This window comes from Actinocrinis sp., from assembly GCF_035938995.1.
Classification (GTDB): Bacteria; Actinomycetota; Actinomycetes; order Streptomycetales; family Catenulisporaceae; genus DASZGI01.
The window spans coordinates 16,721-31,018 of the sequence record NZ_DASZGI010000090.1 but is presented as its reverse complement, the minus strand read 5'-3'; the positions used below and the strand labels follow the sequence as shown (position 1 = coordinate 31,018).

Sequence of the window (14,298 nt, the reverse complement as noted above, 5' to 3'; positions counted from 1 at the left end):
TTGCCGGCGCCGTTGGGCCCGAGCAGCGCGACCACCTCTCCGGGGGCGATCACCAGATCGACGCCGTCGACGGCGTGTATGTCCGCGTAACTCTTGTGCAAGCCCACGAGACTGACCGCGGCCCCCGCCGAAACCGCACCGCGATCCGGTTCGAGCCGTGCGTCCCGCTGGCGGCGGTACTGGGCTGTGTTGTCCATGGTGCACAGCATGTCGGTCGCACGGACCGCATACTCGGGTCACGCGTCATGACCTACCCATGACAAACGTCAGTCACCGAACCGGATGACAGCGGCGCGGCGGACTGCCAAGATCGGTCCTCGTGGCAGCTGACGAACCGACCATCCTGGCGACCTCCGGTGGCTGGAAGCAGGGCAAGTGGATCGACCTCGAGTTCGGTCCACTCATCCACTTCGCCATCGAACTGGCCGGGGTGTCCGGCCGCGCACCCCGACTGTGTTACGTCGGCACCGCAGGCGGTGACCAGCGCTTCTTCAACGCGCGGGTCAGCGAGGCGGGCCAGCACGCGGGTGTCGAGGTCTCGCACCTGAACCTGTTCGGCATGCCACCTACGAACGACCTGGACGGCTTCGTCGGTTCGCACGACGTGGTCTGGGTGAACGGCGGTTCGGTCGCCAACCTGCTGGCGGTGTGGCAGGTGCACGAACTGGGCCCGGTCATGCATCGCGCCTGGCAGGCGGGCGTCGTGCTCGGTGGTGTCTCGGCGGGATCGATCTGCTGGCACGTGGGCGGGCCGACCGACTCGTTCGGTCCGGACCTGCGCATCGTCACCAATGGCCTCGCGTTCCTGCCCTACGGCAACGGCGTGCACTACGACTCCGAGGCGCAGCGTCGACCGACCGTGCACGCGGGCGTCGCGGACGCAACGCTGCCACTGACCTACTGCACCGACGACGGCGCGGGCCTGCTGTACCGGGGCACGACGCTCGCGGAAGTGGTCACCGAACGGAAGAACGGGCTGGGATATCGGGTCGAACTGGATTCGGCTTCTGGCAAGGCGGTCGAGTCCGTGCTCGACACCCGACTGCTCCGATACTGAGTTTTCGCACGCGTATACCACAAATCGCGCCCGGCCCGATTGGTTGTCCACACCCCTCAGAACTGTCCACAGCTGGGGCGGAGCCGCTTTTTCGGCCCGCCTTCAACTGGTCTGCTTGGCGCCGTGCTCGTCAGGCACACCAGCTGAATCCAGAAAGGACAGTCCATCATGAACAGGTTCGTGAACGCGGCGATCGTGGGCGGCGCCGCTCTCGCGGTCGGCATCATCCCGGTGGCCTCGACCGCGTATGCCGCGACCGCGCCGACTCCGCCGCCGGTGACCGTGGTCGCCCCGCCGATCGCACCCGGCCCCGGCCACCACACGACGCCGGTTCCCGGTTCGCCCAAGGCGAATCCGGGCTCGCACCACACCGGCGGCGCGCACGGCACGAGCGGGCGCGGGCACGGCGCACCGGGTCGTGGCACAACCGGTCGTGGCACACCGGGCCGTGGCTCGTCGGGCAGTGGCTCGTCGGGAAGTGGCTCGTCGGGAAGGCGCACGCCCGGCCACCGCACCCCGGCCCACCACACCCCGACCCACCGCGCTCCGGCCCACCACACCACCACTCACCGCACGCCCAGCCACCGCAGTCCGCGCCCCGTCCCCACGCCGGTCCGGACCGCGAAGCTCTCGCTGGACAACCAGCCGGGCATCATCGACGGCGCCGACGCGACCAACGCACCCTGGGCGGCGCAGGTCTCCTGGGCCGGGATGGGCTACGAGTGCTCGGGGTCGGTCGTGGCACCGGAGTGGATTCTCACCGCGGGCCACTGCGCGTCCAGGGACGGCATCAGCGTGCAGGTCGGTTCGCTGCAACTGGGCGGCGGCGACAAGATCACCGTCGACCGGGCCGAGGTGGACACCAAGGCCGACCTCGCCCTGCTGCACCTGAGCAAGCCGACCAAGGCTCCGGCGGTGAAGTTGGCGACCGACGACCCGAAAGCCGGTGCGATCAACCAGATCTTCGGCTGGGGCATGACCGCGCCCGGTTCCGGTCCGGCGCAGCAGCTGAAGGTCGCCAAGGTGAAGGTGACCGGTGCGGACTGCGAGGACGCCGCGCAGGGCCCGGCGATCTGCGTCACCGGCATGACCGGTGCCGCGTTCAACGGTGACTCGGGCGGCCCGGAGATGGCCGCCGGTGACGAGGTCGGCGTGTGCTCGACCGGTGACGAGAACGCCAAGACCGCTCAGTACGCGAGCATCGCGGCGAACCGGCCGTGGATCAAGCAGGTCGCCGGCGTCTGACCCGCCACCCTCTTTTCCCTCCGAAGAGAGTGGCATCCCGCCTGCCGGGTGGTGATATTCCCCGATCAGTGCCCGGCAGGCGCCACCGGCAGGGCCCGGGTCCGATCCCCGAGCCACTGCCGACAACTCCACAGCGTGCGAATTTTCGGGCTTGAATATGAGGTTTCAGCAGCCGATCAGCTTCGGCGCCAGGTATGCCTCCACCTGATCGATGGACACCCGCTCCTGCGCCATGGTGTCCCGCTCGCGGATGGTGACCGCGTGGTCGGTGAGGGTGTCGAAGTCGACGGTGATGCAGAACGGGGTGCCGATCTCGTCCTGCCTGCGGTAGCGACGACCGATCGCGCCTGCGTCGTCGAAGTCGACCGTCCAGTGCTGGCGCAGCGCGGCAGCGAGGTCCCTGGCCTTGGGCGAGAGGTCCGCGTTTCGGGACAGCGGCAGCACCGCCACCTTCACCGGGGCCAGCCTGCGGTCCAGCCGCAGCACGGCCCGCTTGTCCACGCCGCCCTTGGCGTTGGCCGCCTCGTCCTCGGCGTAGGCGTCGAGCAGGAAGGCCATCATGGCCCGGCCGACACCGGCCGCCGGTTCGATCACGAAGGGCCGGTAGCGGGTGCCGGAGGCCTGGTCGAAGTAGGACAGGTCGACGCCGGAGTGGTTGCTGTGCGCGGTGAGGTCGAAGTCGGTGCGGTTGGCGATGCCCTCCAGCTCGCCCCACTCCGAACCGCCGAAGTCGAAGCGGTACTCGATGTCCACGGTCCGCTTGGCGTAGTGGGACAGCTTTTCCTTCGGGTGTTCGAAGTGGCGCAGGCTGTCCTTGGAGATGCCGAGGTCGGTGTACCAGCGGGTGCGCTCGTTGATCCAGTACTGGTGCCAGTCCTCGTCGGTGCCGGGCTCGACGAAGAACTCCATCTCCATCTGTTCGAACTCGCGGGTGCGGAAGATGAAGTTGCCGGGCGTGATCTCGTTGCGGAACGACTTGCCGATCTGGCCGATGCCGAACGGGATCTTCTTGCGCGAGGACTCCAGCACGTTCTTGTACGACACGAAGATGCCCTGGGCGGTCTCCGGGCGCAGGTAGTGCAGGCCGGAGCCGTCCTGCACCGGGCCGAGGTGGGTGGTGAGCATGCCGTTGAACATCTTCGGCTCGGTGAACTGGCCCTTGTTGCCGCAGTTGGGGCAGTTCACATCGGCCAGGCCGTGCTCCGGCGGGCGCTTGTGCTTCGCCTCGTACGCCTCTTCCAGGTGGTCGGCGCGGAACCGCTTGTGGCAGGAGAGGCACTCGGTGAGCGGGTCGGCGAACTCCTTGACGTGGCCGGAGGCCTCCCAGACCTCGCGGGCCAGGATGATCGAGGAGTCGAGGCCGACGACATCCTCGCGTCCGCGTACCACCGCCTGCCACCATTGCCGCTTCACGTTGTCTTTGAGCTCCACGCCGAGCGGCCCGTAGTCGTAGGCGGCCCTGGAGCCGCCGTAGATCTCGCTCGAGGGGAAGACGATGCCGCGCGCTTTCGCGAGGCGGACGATGGTATCGATCTTGTCGGCGGGCACGCTGTGCTCTCTCGTGTGTTGTCGCCATCACACCCGGCTGGTGTGCGGTCAACTTGGGGAGAAAGCGTACCGAGCGCGAGCACCCCTGTTCCAACGCGTTCCAGGAGCCGGGCCGAAGACCACGCCGTTTCGCCGGAACCTCGGCGACGCGGCGCGGGCCGTAAGCGCCGGTGGCACAATGGGACGTGCGAAGACGAGCAGCTAAGGAGCATCGGCGCATGAATGACACGAGCGAAGCACGCCTGTCTGTCCCGGCGCCGGGTCGCTCCACCCGGCAGCGGGCGGCGGTCACCGCGCTGCTCAAGGAGACCGACGACTTCCAGTCCGCTCAGCAGCTGCACGACCGGCTCAAGCACCGCGGCGACTCCGTCGGTCTGACCACGGTGTACCGCACGCTTCAGTCGCTGGCGGACGCGGGCGCCGTGGACGTAGTGCGCACCGGCGACGGCGAGGCGGTCTACCGGCGGTGCACCAGCGGCAGCCACCACCACCATCTGGTGTGCCGCAGCTGCGGGAAAACGGTCGAGGTGGAGGGGCCCGCGGTCGAGTCGTGGGCCGACCGGGTCGCGGCCGACTACGGCTTCACCGACGTCGCGCACACCCTGGAGATCTTCGGCACCTGCGCGGACTGCGCGGCCGCGGCGAAGCGCGCCTGACCGGCCGCGACGCGCTCAAGCGCGACGATCACGCGACGACGTTCGGGACCGCTCCGCCGAACCGCCGGTCCCGCGCGGCGTAGATCTCGATGGCCCGCCACAGCTCCCGCCGGTCGAAGTCCGGCCAGAGCGTGTCGAGGAAGACCATCTCGGCGTATGCGGCCTGCCAGAGCATGAAGTTCGAGGTCCGCTGCTCGCCGGACGAGCGCAGGAACAGGTCGACCTCCGGCAGGTCCGGCTCGTCGAGGTAGCGGGCGATGGTGCGCTCGTCGATCCGGTCCGGGCGGATCTTGCCGGCCACCGCGTCGCGCGCGATCGCCGCCACGGCGTCCGCGATCTCGGCCCGGCCGCCGTAGTTCACGCACATGGTCAGGGTGAACCGGTCGTTGTACTTGGTGCGCTCCTCGGCCATCTCGAGCTCGTCGATGACCGACTTCCACAGCCGCGGCCGCCGCCCGGCCCAGCGGATGCGCACCCCGAGGTCGTCCATCTCGTCGATGCGGCGCCGGATGGTCAGCCGGTTGAAGCCCATCAGCCAGCGCACCTCGTCCGGCGAGCGCTTCCAGTTCTCGGTGGAGAACGCGTACGCCGAGATGTGCGTGACGCCGATCTGCACGGCGCCCTCGACCACGTCGAACAGCGACTTCTCGCCCTCCTCATGGCCCTTGGTGCGCGGCAGGTTGCGCGCCTTGGCCCAGCGCCCGTTGCCGTCCATGACGATCGCCACGTGCTTGGGCACCAGTTCCGCCGGGATATCCGGGGGCAGCGCGCCGTCCTTATGCGGCTTGGGGTCGCGGTACTTGCGGTCCGCGGGCCTTACCGCCGCCGTGTTCGAGGGCTGCTGATTCCTGCGTCGCACCTGTCGTCCTTACCGTTCCACCAGCCTCAGGGACCTGAGACCTCGTTCCACGTGCCACTGCAGGTAGGCCGCGACCAGGCCGCTGCCCTCCCGCCGATGCCGGTCCTCGCTCGCGTCCGCCGTCGCCCACTCCCCCGCGAGCAGCGCGCCGAGCAGGTCCAGCGTGGCCCGCTGCGGCACCGCGGCGGCCGCCGGCTTGCAGTCCGGGCAGACCACCCCGCCCGCCGCGACCGCGAAGAACCGGAAGGGCGCCGACTCGGAGGGCTCGGCCCCGCACCCCGCGCAGTCGTGGAACGAGGGGGCGTACCCGGCCACCGCCAGCGAGCGCAGTATGAAAGCGTCCAGGACCAGGCCGGGGGCGTGCTCGCCACCGGTGAGCGCGCGCAGGCCGCCGAGCAGCAGCAGATACTGCTGCACCGCGGGCTCCCCCTCGGCATCGGTGAGCCGCTCGGCCGTCTCCAGCATCGCGGACCCGGCGGTGTAGCGGCCGTAGTCGTCGACGATCCGCTCGCCGTACGGGGCGATGGTCTCGGCCTGGGTGATCAGGTCGAGCGACCGGCCGGGCTTGGTGAACAGCTGGAAGTCGACGTGCGCGAAGGGCTCGAGCCGGGCGCCGAACTTGGAGGTGGTGCGCCGCACGCCCTTCGCGACGAGGCGCACCCTCCCGTATTCGCGGGTGAGTATCGTGATGATGCGGTCGGCCTCACCCAGCTTCTGGGTGCGCAGCACGATCCCGTCGGCACGATGGAGACTCACGTCCTGATTCTCCCACGTCCGCCAACGCGTGAGGCGCGTCTGCACCCAATCTCTACAACCGGCGCCCGGCTCGCCCCGGCTCGCGCGTCAGGCCCGCGCGGACTGCTCCGCGAGCGAGATCACCCCGGCGGTGTGCGTGGCGGTCATCCCGATCGACGCGCCGGTGGAGACCAGCACCTGCCGCTCAAGGTCGGTCAGCGGCCCGTCCGCGAGGGCGACCCGTGCGGCCCCGCCGACCAGCGCCTCCTTTCCGGTGTCGGCCAGCTGCTGGCCGAGCGTGCCGAGCAGCTGCGACAGGTCGCCGGGCACCACGCCGAGGTCCGCCGTCAGGTCGGCGTCCGCGTAGTTCGGCAGCCCGGCCCGGACGATCTCGGCGACCGCGGCCTGGCGGGCGACCGGGGACTCGGTCGAGCCGGCCCGCAGCACGTGCACGACCACGCCCCGCGCCGCGTCGATCAGCAGCGAGGACAGCTGGCCGGAAGTGGGACGGGCGAGCGCCGCCTCGGTGAAGGAGGTGTTGCAGACCCCGCACTTGACCTGGCGGCCCAGCTCCTTGGCCGGGATCAGCGGGATGTAGTACAGGTGGAACCACCGCTTAGCGAGCCGCAGCTCGTACGGGCGGTCGCCGCCGCAGCGCGGGCAGAAGAACACACCGGTGGACAGCGTCTTGAACCGGACCTTCCACCCCCAGATGAGGAAGAACAACACCGGGTACCCCCAACGGTCGGATGCCGAGCGCAGCGGCTCGGACGAGGATGGGCCGCGCCATGAGACGCGGCCCGTCAGCCTACTGGTTGCGGTGTTTTATTTGCTCTTCGCGGTTGACCGGCGCGGCGGCGAAAGATCGAGTGACGGCAGTCGCTTTATTCGCCGTCACTCGATCTACAGCCGCCATAAAGCCCCGGTCAACCGCGAAGAGCGGGCTGGAAAGAGGGCTCAGCGCAGGGCGCGGTTCACCGCCGAGATGACCGCCTTGAGCGAGGCGGTGACGATGTTGGCGTCGATCCCGACGCCCCACAGGACCATCCCGTCGATAGCGCACTCCACGTACGCCGCGGCCTTCGCGTTGCCGCCCGCGGACATCGCGTGCTCGGCGTAGTCCAGCACCCGCACGTCGTTGCCGAGGCCGGCCAGCGCGGCGACGAACGCGTCGATCGGGCCGTTGCCGACCGACTCGACGGTCTGCCGGACTCCGTCGATCGCGAGGTCAACCGCGAGCGCGTCTTTACCGTCCACGGTCGCGTCGTTGCGGTGTGCGGCGAGCTGGAACCGGCCCCACGGCTGCTCGGGGACGGGAAGGTACTCGTCGGCGAAGCAGGCCCAGATCTCCTCCGGGGTGACCTCGCCGCCCTCGGCGTCCGTCTTGGCCTGGATGACGCCGGAGAACTCGATCTGCAGCCGGCGCGGCAGGTCCAGCTGGTGGTCGTTCTTGAGGATGTACGCGACGCCGCCCTTGCCGGACTGGGAGTTGACCCGGATGACGGCCTCATAGGTGCGGCCGACGTCCTTGGGGTCGATCGGCAGGTATGGCACCGCCCACTTGATCTCGTCCACCGTCTTGCCGGCAGCCGCCGCGTCTCGCTCCAGGTGCTCGAAGCCCTTTTTAATGGCGTCCTGGTGCGAGCCGGAGAAGGCGGTGTAGACCAGGTCGCCGCCGTACGGGTGGCGGGGGTGGACCGGCAGCTGGTTGCAGTACTCGACGGTGCGGCGGATCTCGTCGATGTCGGAGAAGTCGATCTGCGGGTCGATCCCCTGGCTGAACAGGTTCAGCCCCAGAGTCACGAGGCAGACATTTCCGGTCCGCTCGCCGTTGCCGAACAGGCAGCCCTCGATCCGGTCGGCGCCCGCCTGGTAGCCCAGCTCAGCCGCCGCCACCGCGGTGCCACGGTCGTTGTGCGGGTGCAGCGACAGCACGACGGAGTCCCGGTACTTCAGGTTCCGGTGCATCCACTCGATCGAGTCCGCGTAGACGTTCGGGGTGGCCATCTCGACCGTCGCGGGCAGGTTGATGATGACCTTGCGGTCGGGCGTCGGCGTCCACACGTCGTTGACCGCGTTGCAGACCTCGACGGCGAATTCCAGCTCGGTGCCGGTGTAGGACTCGGGCGAGTACTCGAAGTAGACCTCGGTCTCGGGCACCGACTCGGCGTATTTCCGGCACAGCCGGGCGCCGTCGACCGCGATCTCCTTGATGCCCTCACGGTCCAGGCCGAACACGACCCGCCGCTGGAGCGTCGAGGTGGAGTTGTACAGGTGGACGATCGCCTGCCGGGCGCCGCGGATCGACTCGAAAGTGCGCTCGATCAGGTGGTCCCGGGCCTGGGTGAGGACCTGGACGACCACGTCGTCCGGGATCCGGTCCTCCTCGATGATCTGCCGGACGAAGTCGAAGTCGGTCTGGCTGGCCGAGGGGAAGCCGACCTCGATCTCCTTGTAGCCCATCCGGACCAGCAGCTCGAACATCTTCAGCTTGCGGGCCGGGGACATCGGGTCGATCAGCGCCTGGTTGCCGTCGCGCAGGTCCACCGCGCACCATCGCGGGGAGCGCGTCATCACCTTGTCCGGCCAGCTGCGGTCGGCGAGGCCGATCGGCGCGAAGGATGCGTACTTGTGGATCGGCATCGTGGTCGGCTGCTGCGCGTTGCGGGATTCGTACTCGTTCATCGGGTTGTCTCCATCGCCTGTCGACTCGAAGCGACCGGCGAGAACGAGAAACGCAACACCCATCACCGCGGAGGGGGTGCCGGTCTGTGGTCTACAGGCCCCCGCCGCGGCAGGTAAGAAGCAGCCGCCCGGCGTACATGAGGACACCTACGGTATCGGACCGCCGGGTGATCAGGCCACCCGCGTGGACCAGCCGCTCACATCGTGGACAACGGCCCGGCCGCCGGACCGGATTCGCCCGAACGGCGTCGCCGTGCTGACCTCGACGGACGCATTCGCGAGTGGTCTCGGCGTTTCATCCGCTCATATGCCGTCCCGCGCGATCTTATTGTCCCGTGCGTGTCGTGTTCGCTCCGGTTGCCCCGCCCCGCCCGTGGCGGATTGCCGTGGCCGAGCCGGGTCCGGCCGGTCCGGGGCCGGCCGAGCTGCGGCTGTTGTTGGCCTGCCAGAATGCGGCTGACCTGGCCGATCGGGCTGGTGACACGCCGACCAGCCTGGCCGAGATCCGGGCGCTGCTGATCCCGCCTTACCGGGGGCAGCGGCTGCTGTTCACCGCCCTCGACCCCGCGGGGCACGCGCTCGGTTGGGCACGTCTGGGTCTGTACGAGGCATTTCATCGGACGATCGGCCATGGCGCGGTGACCGTGCATCCGGCCGCGCGACGGCGTGGCGTCGGGTCGGCGCTTCTGGGCGCAGTCGCGGGCGCGGCCCGGGACCAGGGACGCGGCCGACTGATTCTCGATGCTCCGCGCACGGCGGCGACGGAGGGCTTCGCGCGGCTGCACGGCCTGTGTGTCAGCGGCTGCGACCTGCGCTCACGCCTCGATTTGGAAGCAGCGGGTCTGACGAGCCGCCTGGCCACCGCGAACCGCGTGTTCTCCAACCAGCGCCCGCGTCGGCACGCCCGACCGTCCCCGCAGGACCACCTCAACGACTTCATCCCCGTGCACTGGCACAGCGTGTGCCCCGACCACCTGCTCGACGACTACGTGCGTGCGCTCGACTCGCTGCACGCGAAGCCGGGCACAGCAGAGAGCGCGCCGTTCACGCGCGGCGAGATCCGGTACCGGGAGTGGTCGGCCCAGGCGGCGGGTCTGCGGGAGTACACCGCGTGCCTGATCGACCCGGCGACGGGCCGCATCGCGGCGCTCTCCAGTGCGCACACCGCGGACGGGGTGCGCGGCGAGCAGAACGAGACAGTAGTCGTGCCCGAATACCGCGGCCGGGGGCTGGCCGCCCTGGTGAAGGCGCAGCTGATCTCCGAACTGCTCACCGCCGAACCCGGGTTGCGCTTCCTGGACACCTTCAACGCGATGGACAACCACCGGATGCTCGCGGTGAACCGGCGCCTGGGCTTCCGTCCGCTCGACGCCCACGCCGCCTGGACCCTCGTCCTCTAGCCGCCCGACTCCAAGTCGTAACGAACGCCTAAAACCCCGGGCGCCTAGAACCCCAGCCTCTGCAACTGCTTCGGATCCCGCTGCCAGTCCTTGGCCACCTTCACGTGCAGCTCCAAGAACACCGGGGTACCGAGCAAAGCCTCGATTTGCTGCCGTGCCCGCGACCCAACGTCGCGCAGCCGCGAGCCACCCGTGCCGATCACGATCGCCTTCTGGCTCTGCCGCTCCACGTAGAGAATCGCGTGCACGTCCAGCAGCGGCTTGTCCTTGGGCCGGTTCTCCCGCGGCAGCATCTCCTCGACCGTCACCGCCAGGGAGTGCGGCAGTTCGTCGCGCACCCCCTCGAGCGCGGCCTCGCGGATCAGCTCGCCGACCATGACCTGCTCCGGCTCGTCCGTCAGCTCGCCGCCCGGATACAGCGGCGGGGACCGCGGGAGCCGCCCGACCAGCAAGTCCGCCAACAGCGCGACCTGGTCGCCGGCCACCGCCGAGACCGGAACGATCTCCGCCCACTCGATGCCGACGGTCTCCCCCAGCTCAGCCACCGCCAGCAACTGCTCGCCGACCTGCTGCCGAGTCGCCGCATCCGTCTTCGTGACGATCGCGACCTTCGGCGTCCCCCGGATTGCGGCGAGCTCCTTCGCAATATACGTATCACCGGGCCCGATCTTCTGATCCGCCGGAATGCAGAACCCGATGACGTCGACCTCGGCCCACGCCGCACGAACCTGGTCGTTCAGCCGCTCCCCCAACAGCGTGCGCGGGCGGTGCAGCCCGGGAGTGTCCACCAGCACCAACTGCGCATCCGGCCGGTGCACGATCCCTCGGACGGTGTGCCGGGTGGTCTGCGGCCGCCCGGACGTGATGGCGATCTTAGCGCCGACCAGCGCGTTCGTCAGCGTGGACTTCCCCGCGTTCGGCCGTCCCACGAAGCAGGCGAACCCTGCCCGGTAGCCGTCCGGTATGTCCGAATAAGAAGACGGAGTCGGCGAATCCACCACCTGCGCCCGTCCGGCGGCCGTCGGCAAGGGTTCGGCCGAACGCACCGCGTCAGTCGTGGTCCGCCGCTCGGCCTGCGCGATGGACCGGTTACGCCGCTGCTCGGCGGCCTTCCGCTCGGCGCTGCGCTGCGCGCTGTCTCGGGCTGCATTCCGGCTCGCCCGGGGACGCCGAGGCTTTTCCGCACCGGACGCCGAACCGTCCCGCGCTTCGCGAGAAGAAGACGCCGAACCACCGCGCCCATCGCGGGAAGAAGGAGACCCGTCGCGCCCCGCACCGCCCTGCGGCGAACTGCCTCGCCCGTCGCGCGGGGTCGGCGCCCCGTCCCGGCCCGCCGCCTGCTCCCGGCCCTTACGGTCCCGCCCGGCCTGCTCCCCGCCGGACCGGCTCTGCTTGCCCGCGCGGCCGGATTGGGCCCCGTCTAGCTGGGGTCGGGGACCGCGACGCTGCTCACTCATGCGGACCATTGTCCCATCACGCCCACACTGGACCCGACCGTCGCCCGGACCACGGCCCAGACGCACCCATCCCGCACGAACCTCGGCCCGCCCGACCGCCGAGCCTTGGCACCGCCCGAACCCGCCGGCCTCCGCCAAGAACGCCAGAGTTCGCTAGACGTCGCTTGACGCCATCACCACCCGTTCGAGTGACAATGCGCCGCTCACCACCCGTTCGCCACCCCTAATGTCGAAACGGGTCAGCCGCTCTGGCAAAACTTTTGCTAGATTCGCACCATGGCTGACTCGGATATGTACAACCCAGGCGAAGGACCCACTGTGTCTGTTTCAGTCTCTTTTCACACCGGAACGATCCGGGCCATCCGGTCCCGGGTCGGCAAGCGCCGCGTGTCGGCCTACGTCGAGGCAGCCGCCATCCGGCAGCTCGAGCGCGACGGCCTTGCCGAGCTCGTCGCTGACCTCGAGGCCGCCAACGGTCCCGTCACCGCCGAACAGCTCGCTGCTGCCGAGGCGGAGCTGTTCGGGGATGAGCTCGCGTGACCGGCACACTGCTGCTCGACTGCGAGGGCCTGTCCCGGCTCCTGCGCCGGGACCCGTCCATGGACCCGCGCATGCTCGCTGCTCGCAAGCGCGATCGGCACGTCGCCGTCAGCACGGTGACCATCGTCGAGGCAAACCACCGGCGAGTCGATCCACGCCACCTCTCGTGGGTGCTGTCACGGCTGAAGGTCTTGCCGGTCACCGAGGAGATCGCCCGCCACGCCACCGTCTTGTTGCAGAGCGCTGGCGATCTCCACGGTCACAGGTACGCGATCGACGCCATCGTCGCGGCGACGGCACTGCGCACGGAGGGGCCGGTTAACGTCCTGACGTCCGACCCCGAGGACATGGCGATGCTCTGCGGACCGCAGGTCAAGATCGTCAAGATCTGACCGGCCCGGGACGCGGACCGGCCGGGCGCCACATCACGTGGCACCCGGCCGGTTTGCGTGTACTCGCGGTTGGTGTCTACCGGTCGCGCAGGGCCCGGTAGGTCAGGGCCAGGCTGGTGGTGGACGAGTCATGGGCGCCGGGGACGACACCACCCACCAGCTCGGGTTCGATCTTCTTGGCCAGGACCTTGCCGAGTTCGACGCCCCACTGGTCGAAGGAGTTGATGTTCCAGACCGCGCCCTGCGTGAACACCTTGTGCTCGTAGAGGGCGACGAGCTGGCCGAGCACACTCGGGGTGAGCTTCGGGGCGAGGATCGTGGTGGTGGGGTGGTTGCCCTTGAACACCCGGTGCGGCACGATCTCCGGCTTCGTTCCCTCCGCCTCGACCTGCTCCTTGGTCTTTCCGAACGCCAGCGCTTCGGTCTGCGCCAGGAAGTTCGCGGTGAGCATGTCGTGGTGCGCTCCACGCGGGTCGGCGGCCGGGACCACCGGCTCGGCGAACCCGATGAAGTCCGCCGGGATCACCTTCGTTCCCTGATGGATCAGCTGGTAGTAAGCATGCTGACCGTTCGTGCCGGGGGTGCCCCACACGACCGGGCCGGTCTGCCACTCCACCGGCTGCCCGTCGCGCTGCACGCTCTTGCCGTCTGACTCCATGTCAAGCTGCTGAAGGTACGCCGAGAACTTGCTCAGGTAGTGGCTGTACGGAAGCACCGCGTGCGTCTGGGCGTCGAAGAACGCGCCGTACCAGACGCCGAGCAGGCCAAGGAGCGCCGGGACGTTCTGGGCGAGCGGCGTGTTCCTGAAGTGCTCGTCCACGGTGTGGAAGCCGTCCAGCATCTCGCGGAACCGCTCCGGCCCGATGGCCACCATCAGCGAGAGGCCGATCGCCGAGTCGTACGAGTAGCGGCCGCCGACCCAGTCCCAGAACCCGAACATGTTGGCCGTGTCGATGCCGAACTTCGCCACCTCGGCGGCGTTGGTGGACACCGCGACGAAATGCTTTGCCACCGCCGTCTCGTCCCCGGCGTAAGCCCCGAGGATCCAGGCGCGCGCGGAGGTCGCGTTCGTGATGGTCTCGACCGTGGTGAAGGTCTTGGAGGAGATCACGAACAGCGTCTCTTCCGGGTCCAGGCCGTGAGTCGCCTCGAACAGGTCCGCGCCGTCGACGTTCGAGACGAACCGGAAGGTGCGGGTGCGGTCGCTGTACGCGCGCAGCGCCTCGTACGCCATCGCCGGGCCGAGGTCCGAACCGCCGATGCCGATGTTGATCACGTTCTTGATCGGCTTGCCGGTGTGGCCGGTCCACTCGCCCGACCGGACGCGGGCCGAGAACTCGGCCATCCGGTCGAGCACCTCGTGCACGTCCGGCACCACGTCATGGCCGTCGACCTCGATCACTTCATCCCGGGGGGCGCGCAGGGCGACGTGCAGAACGGCCCGGTCCTCGGTCACGTTGATCTTCTCGCCGCGGAACATCGCGTCGCGCAGCGCTTCTACGCCCCTAGCCTTCGCGAGGTCGACGAGCAGCGCCAGGGTCTCATCGGTGACCAGGTTCTTCGAAAGGTCGAGCGTGAGATCCCCGACCTTCAGCGTGTGATTCGGCCCCCGCTCGGGGTCGGCCGCGAACAGCTCCCGCAGATGTGTGGCGCCGAACTTCTCCCGGTGTTCGGCCAGCGCCTGCCACTGCGCCGTCTCGGTCAACTTCTGGGTCATCGACGTC

The 14,298-nt window shown here is 69.2% G+C and carries 13 protein-coding genes and 1 pseudogene; 6 read left to right on the top strand and 8 right to left on the bottom strand.

Annotated features, from left to right (window positions below):
- A pseudogene (locus tag VGZ32_RS05815) lies at positions 1-197 on the bottom strand (hypothetical protein); the annotation flags it as partial.
- A 122-nt stretch (positions 198-319) separates the two neighbouring features.
- Between VGZ32_RS05815 and VGZ32_RS05810 the strand changes: the two are divergent.
- Both VGZ32_RS05810 and VGZ32_RS05805 read left to right on the top strand, forming a co-directional pair.
- Positions 320-1,057 (top strand): peptidase E, encoded by a 738-nt coding sequence (locus VGZ32_RS05810; RefSeq protein ID WP_326884786.1) that lies wholly within the window; start codon positions 320-322, stop codon positions 1,055-1,057.
- 168 nt (positions 1,058-1,225) lie between these two features.
- On the top strand, positions 1,226-2,302 hold the full coding sequence (locus tag VGZ32_RS05805) for a S1 family peptidase (protein ID WP_326884785.1): 1,077 nt from the start codon (positions 1,226-1,228) through the stop codon (positions 2,300-2,302).
- Positions 2,303-2,467: 165 nt separating this feature from the next.
- Here VGZ32_RS05805 and VGZ32_RS05800 read toward each other — a convergent pair whose 3' ends face one another.
- On the bottom strand, positions 2,468-3,850 hold the full coding sequence (locus VGZ32_RS05800; RefSeq protein WP_326884784.1) for a glycine--tRNA ligase: 1,383 nt from the start codon (positions 3,848-3,850) through the stop codon (positions 2,468-2,470).
- Positions 3,851-4,068: 218 nt separating this feature from the next.
- Here VGZ32_RS05800 and VGZ32_RS05795 point away from each other — a divergent pair, with 218 nt between their 5' ends.
- A complete protein-coding gene (locus VGZ32_RS05795) occupies positions 4,069-4,506 on the top strand; it encodes a transcriptional repressor (protein ID WP_326884783.1) in 438 nt (145 codons plus the stop codon).
- 28 nt (positions 4,507-4,534) lie between these two features.
- Here the strand turns inward: VGZ32_RS05795 and VGZ32_RS05790 are convergent, their stop codons facing one another.
- The 4 genes from VGZ32_RS05790 to leuA form a co-directional block, all read right to left on the bottom strand.
- Positions 4,535-5,365 (bottom strand): isoprenyl transferase, encoded by an 831-nt coding sequence (locus VGZ32_RS05790; protein WP_326884782.1) that lies wholly within the window; start codon positions 5,363-5,365, stop codon positions 4,535-4,537.
- Between the two features lie 9 nt (positions 5,366-5,374).
- Entirely contained in the window at positions 5,375-6,121 is a 747-nt protein-coding gene (recO, locus tag VGZ32_RS05785) for a DNA repair protein RecO (RefSeq protein ID WP_326884780.1), read from the bottom strand.
- A gap of 87 nt (positions 6,122-6,208) precedes the next feature.
- Positions 6,209-6,829 (bottom strand): zinc ribbon domain-containing protein, encoded by a 621-nt coding sequence (locus VGZ32_RS05780; protein WP_326884779.1) that lies wholly within the window; start codon positions 6,827-6,829, stop codon positions 6,209-6,211.
- Positions 6,830-7,057: 228 nt separating this feature from the next.
- The gene (gene leuA, locus VGZ32_RS05775; protein WP_326884778.1) at positions 7,058-8,785 is read right to left on the bottom strand and encodes a 2-isopropylmalate synthase; all 1,728 of its coding nucleotides are present in this window, start codon (positions 8,783-8,785) and stop codon (positions 7,058-7,060) included.
- A gap of 344 nt (positions 8,786-9,129) precedes the next feature.
- On the opposite strand from leuA, the gene VGZ32_RS05770 reads away from it, so the two are divergent.
- A complete protein-coding gene (locus VGZ32_RS05770; RefSeq protein ID WP_326884777.1) occupies positions 9,130-10,185 on the top strand; it encodes a GNAT family N-acetyltransferase in 1,056 nt (351 codons plus the stop codon).
- Positions 10,186-10,229: 44 nt separating this feature from the next.
- Here VGZ32_RS05770 and era read toward each other — a convergent pair whose 3' ends face one another.
- The gene (gene era, locus VGZ32_RS05765; protein WP_349263498.1) at positions 10,230-11,183 is read right to left on the bottom strand and encodes a GTPase Era; all 954 of its coding nucleotides are present in this window, start codon (positions 11,181-11,183) and stop codon (positions 10,230-10,232) included.
- A gap of 777 nt (positions 11,184-11,960) precedes the next feature.
- On the opposite strand from era, the gene VGZ32_RS05760 reads away from it, so the two are divergent.
- Both VGZ32_RS05760 and VGZ32_RS05755 read left to right on the top strand, forming a co-directional pair.
- Positions 11,961-12,182, top strand: coding sequence for a hypothetical protein (locus tag VGZ32_RS05760; RefSeq protein ID WP_326884775.1), 222 nt, complete (start codon positions 11,961-11,963; stop codon positions 12,180-12,182).
- A complete protein-coding gene (locus VGZ32_RS05755; protein ID WP_326884773.1) occupies positions 12,179-12,574 on the top strand; it encodes a type II toxin-antitoxin system VapC family toxin in 396 nt (131 codons plus the stop codon). Before VGZ32_RS05760 ends, VGZ32_RS05755 begins: the two co-directional genes overlap by 4 nt.
- 76 nt (positions 12,575-12,650) lie before the next feature.
- Here the strand turns inward: VGZ32_RS05755 and pgi are convergent, their stop codons facing one another.
- Positions 12,651-14,291, bottom strand: a complete 1,641-nt coding sequence (pgi, locus tag VGZ32_RS05750; RefSeq protein ID WP_326884771.1) for a glucose-6-phosphate isomerase — start codon at positions 14,289-14,291, stop codon at positions 12,651-12,653.
- Positions 14,292-14,298 lie beyond the last annotated feature (7 nt).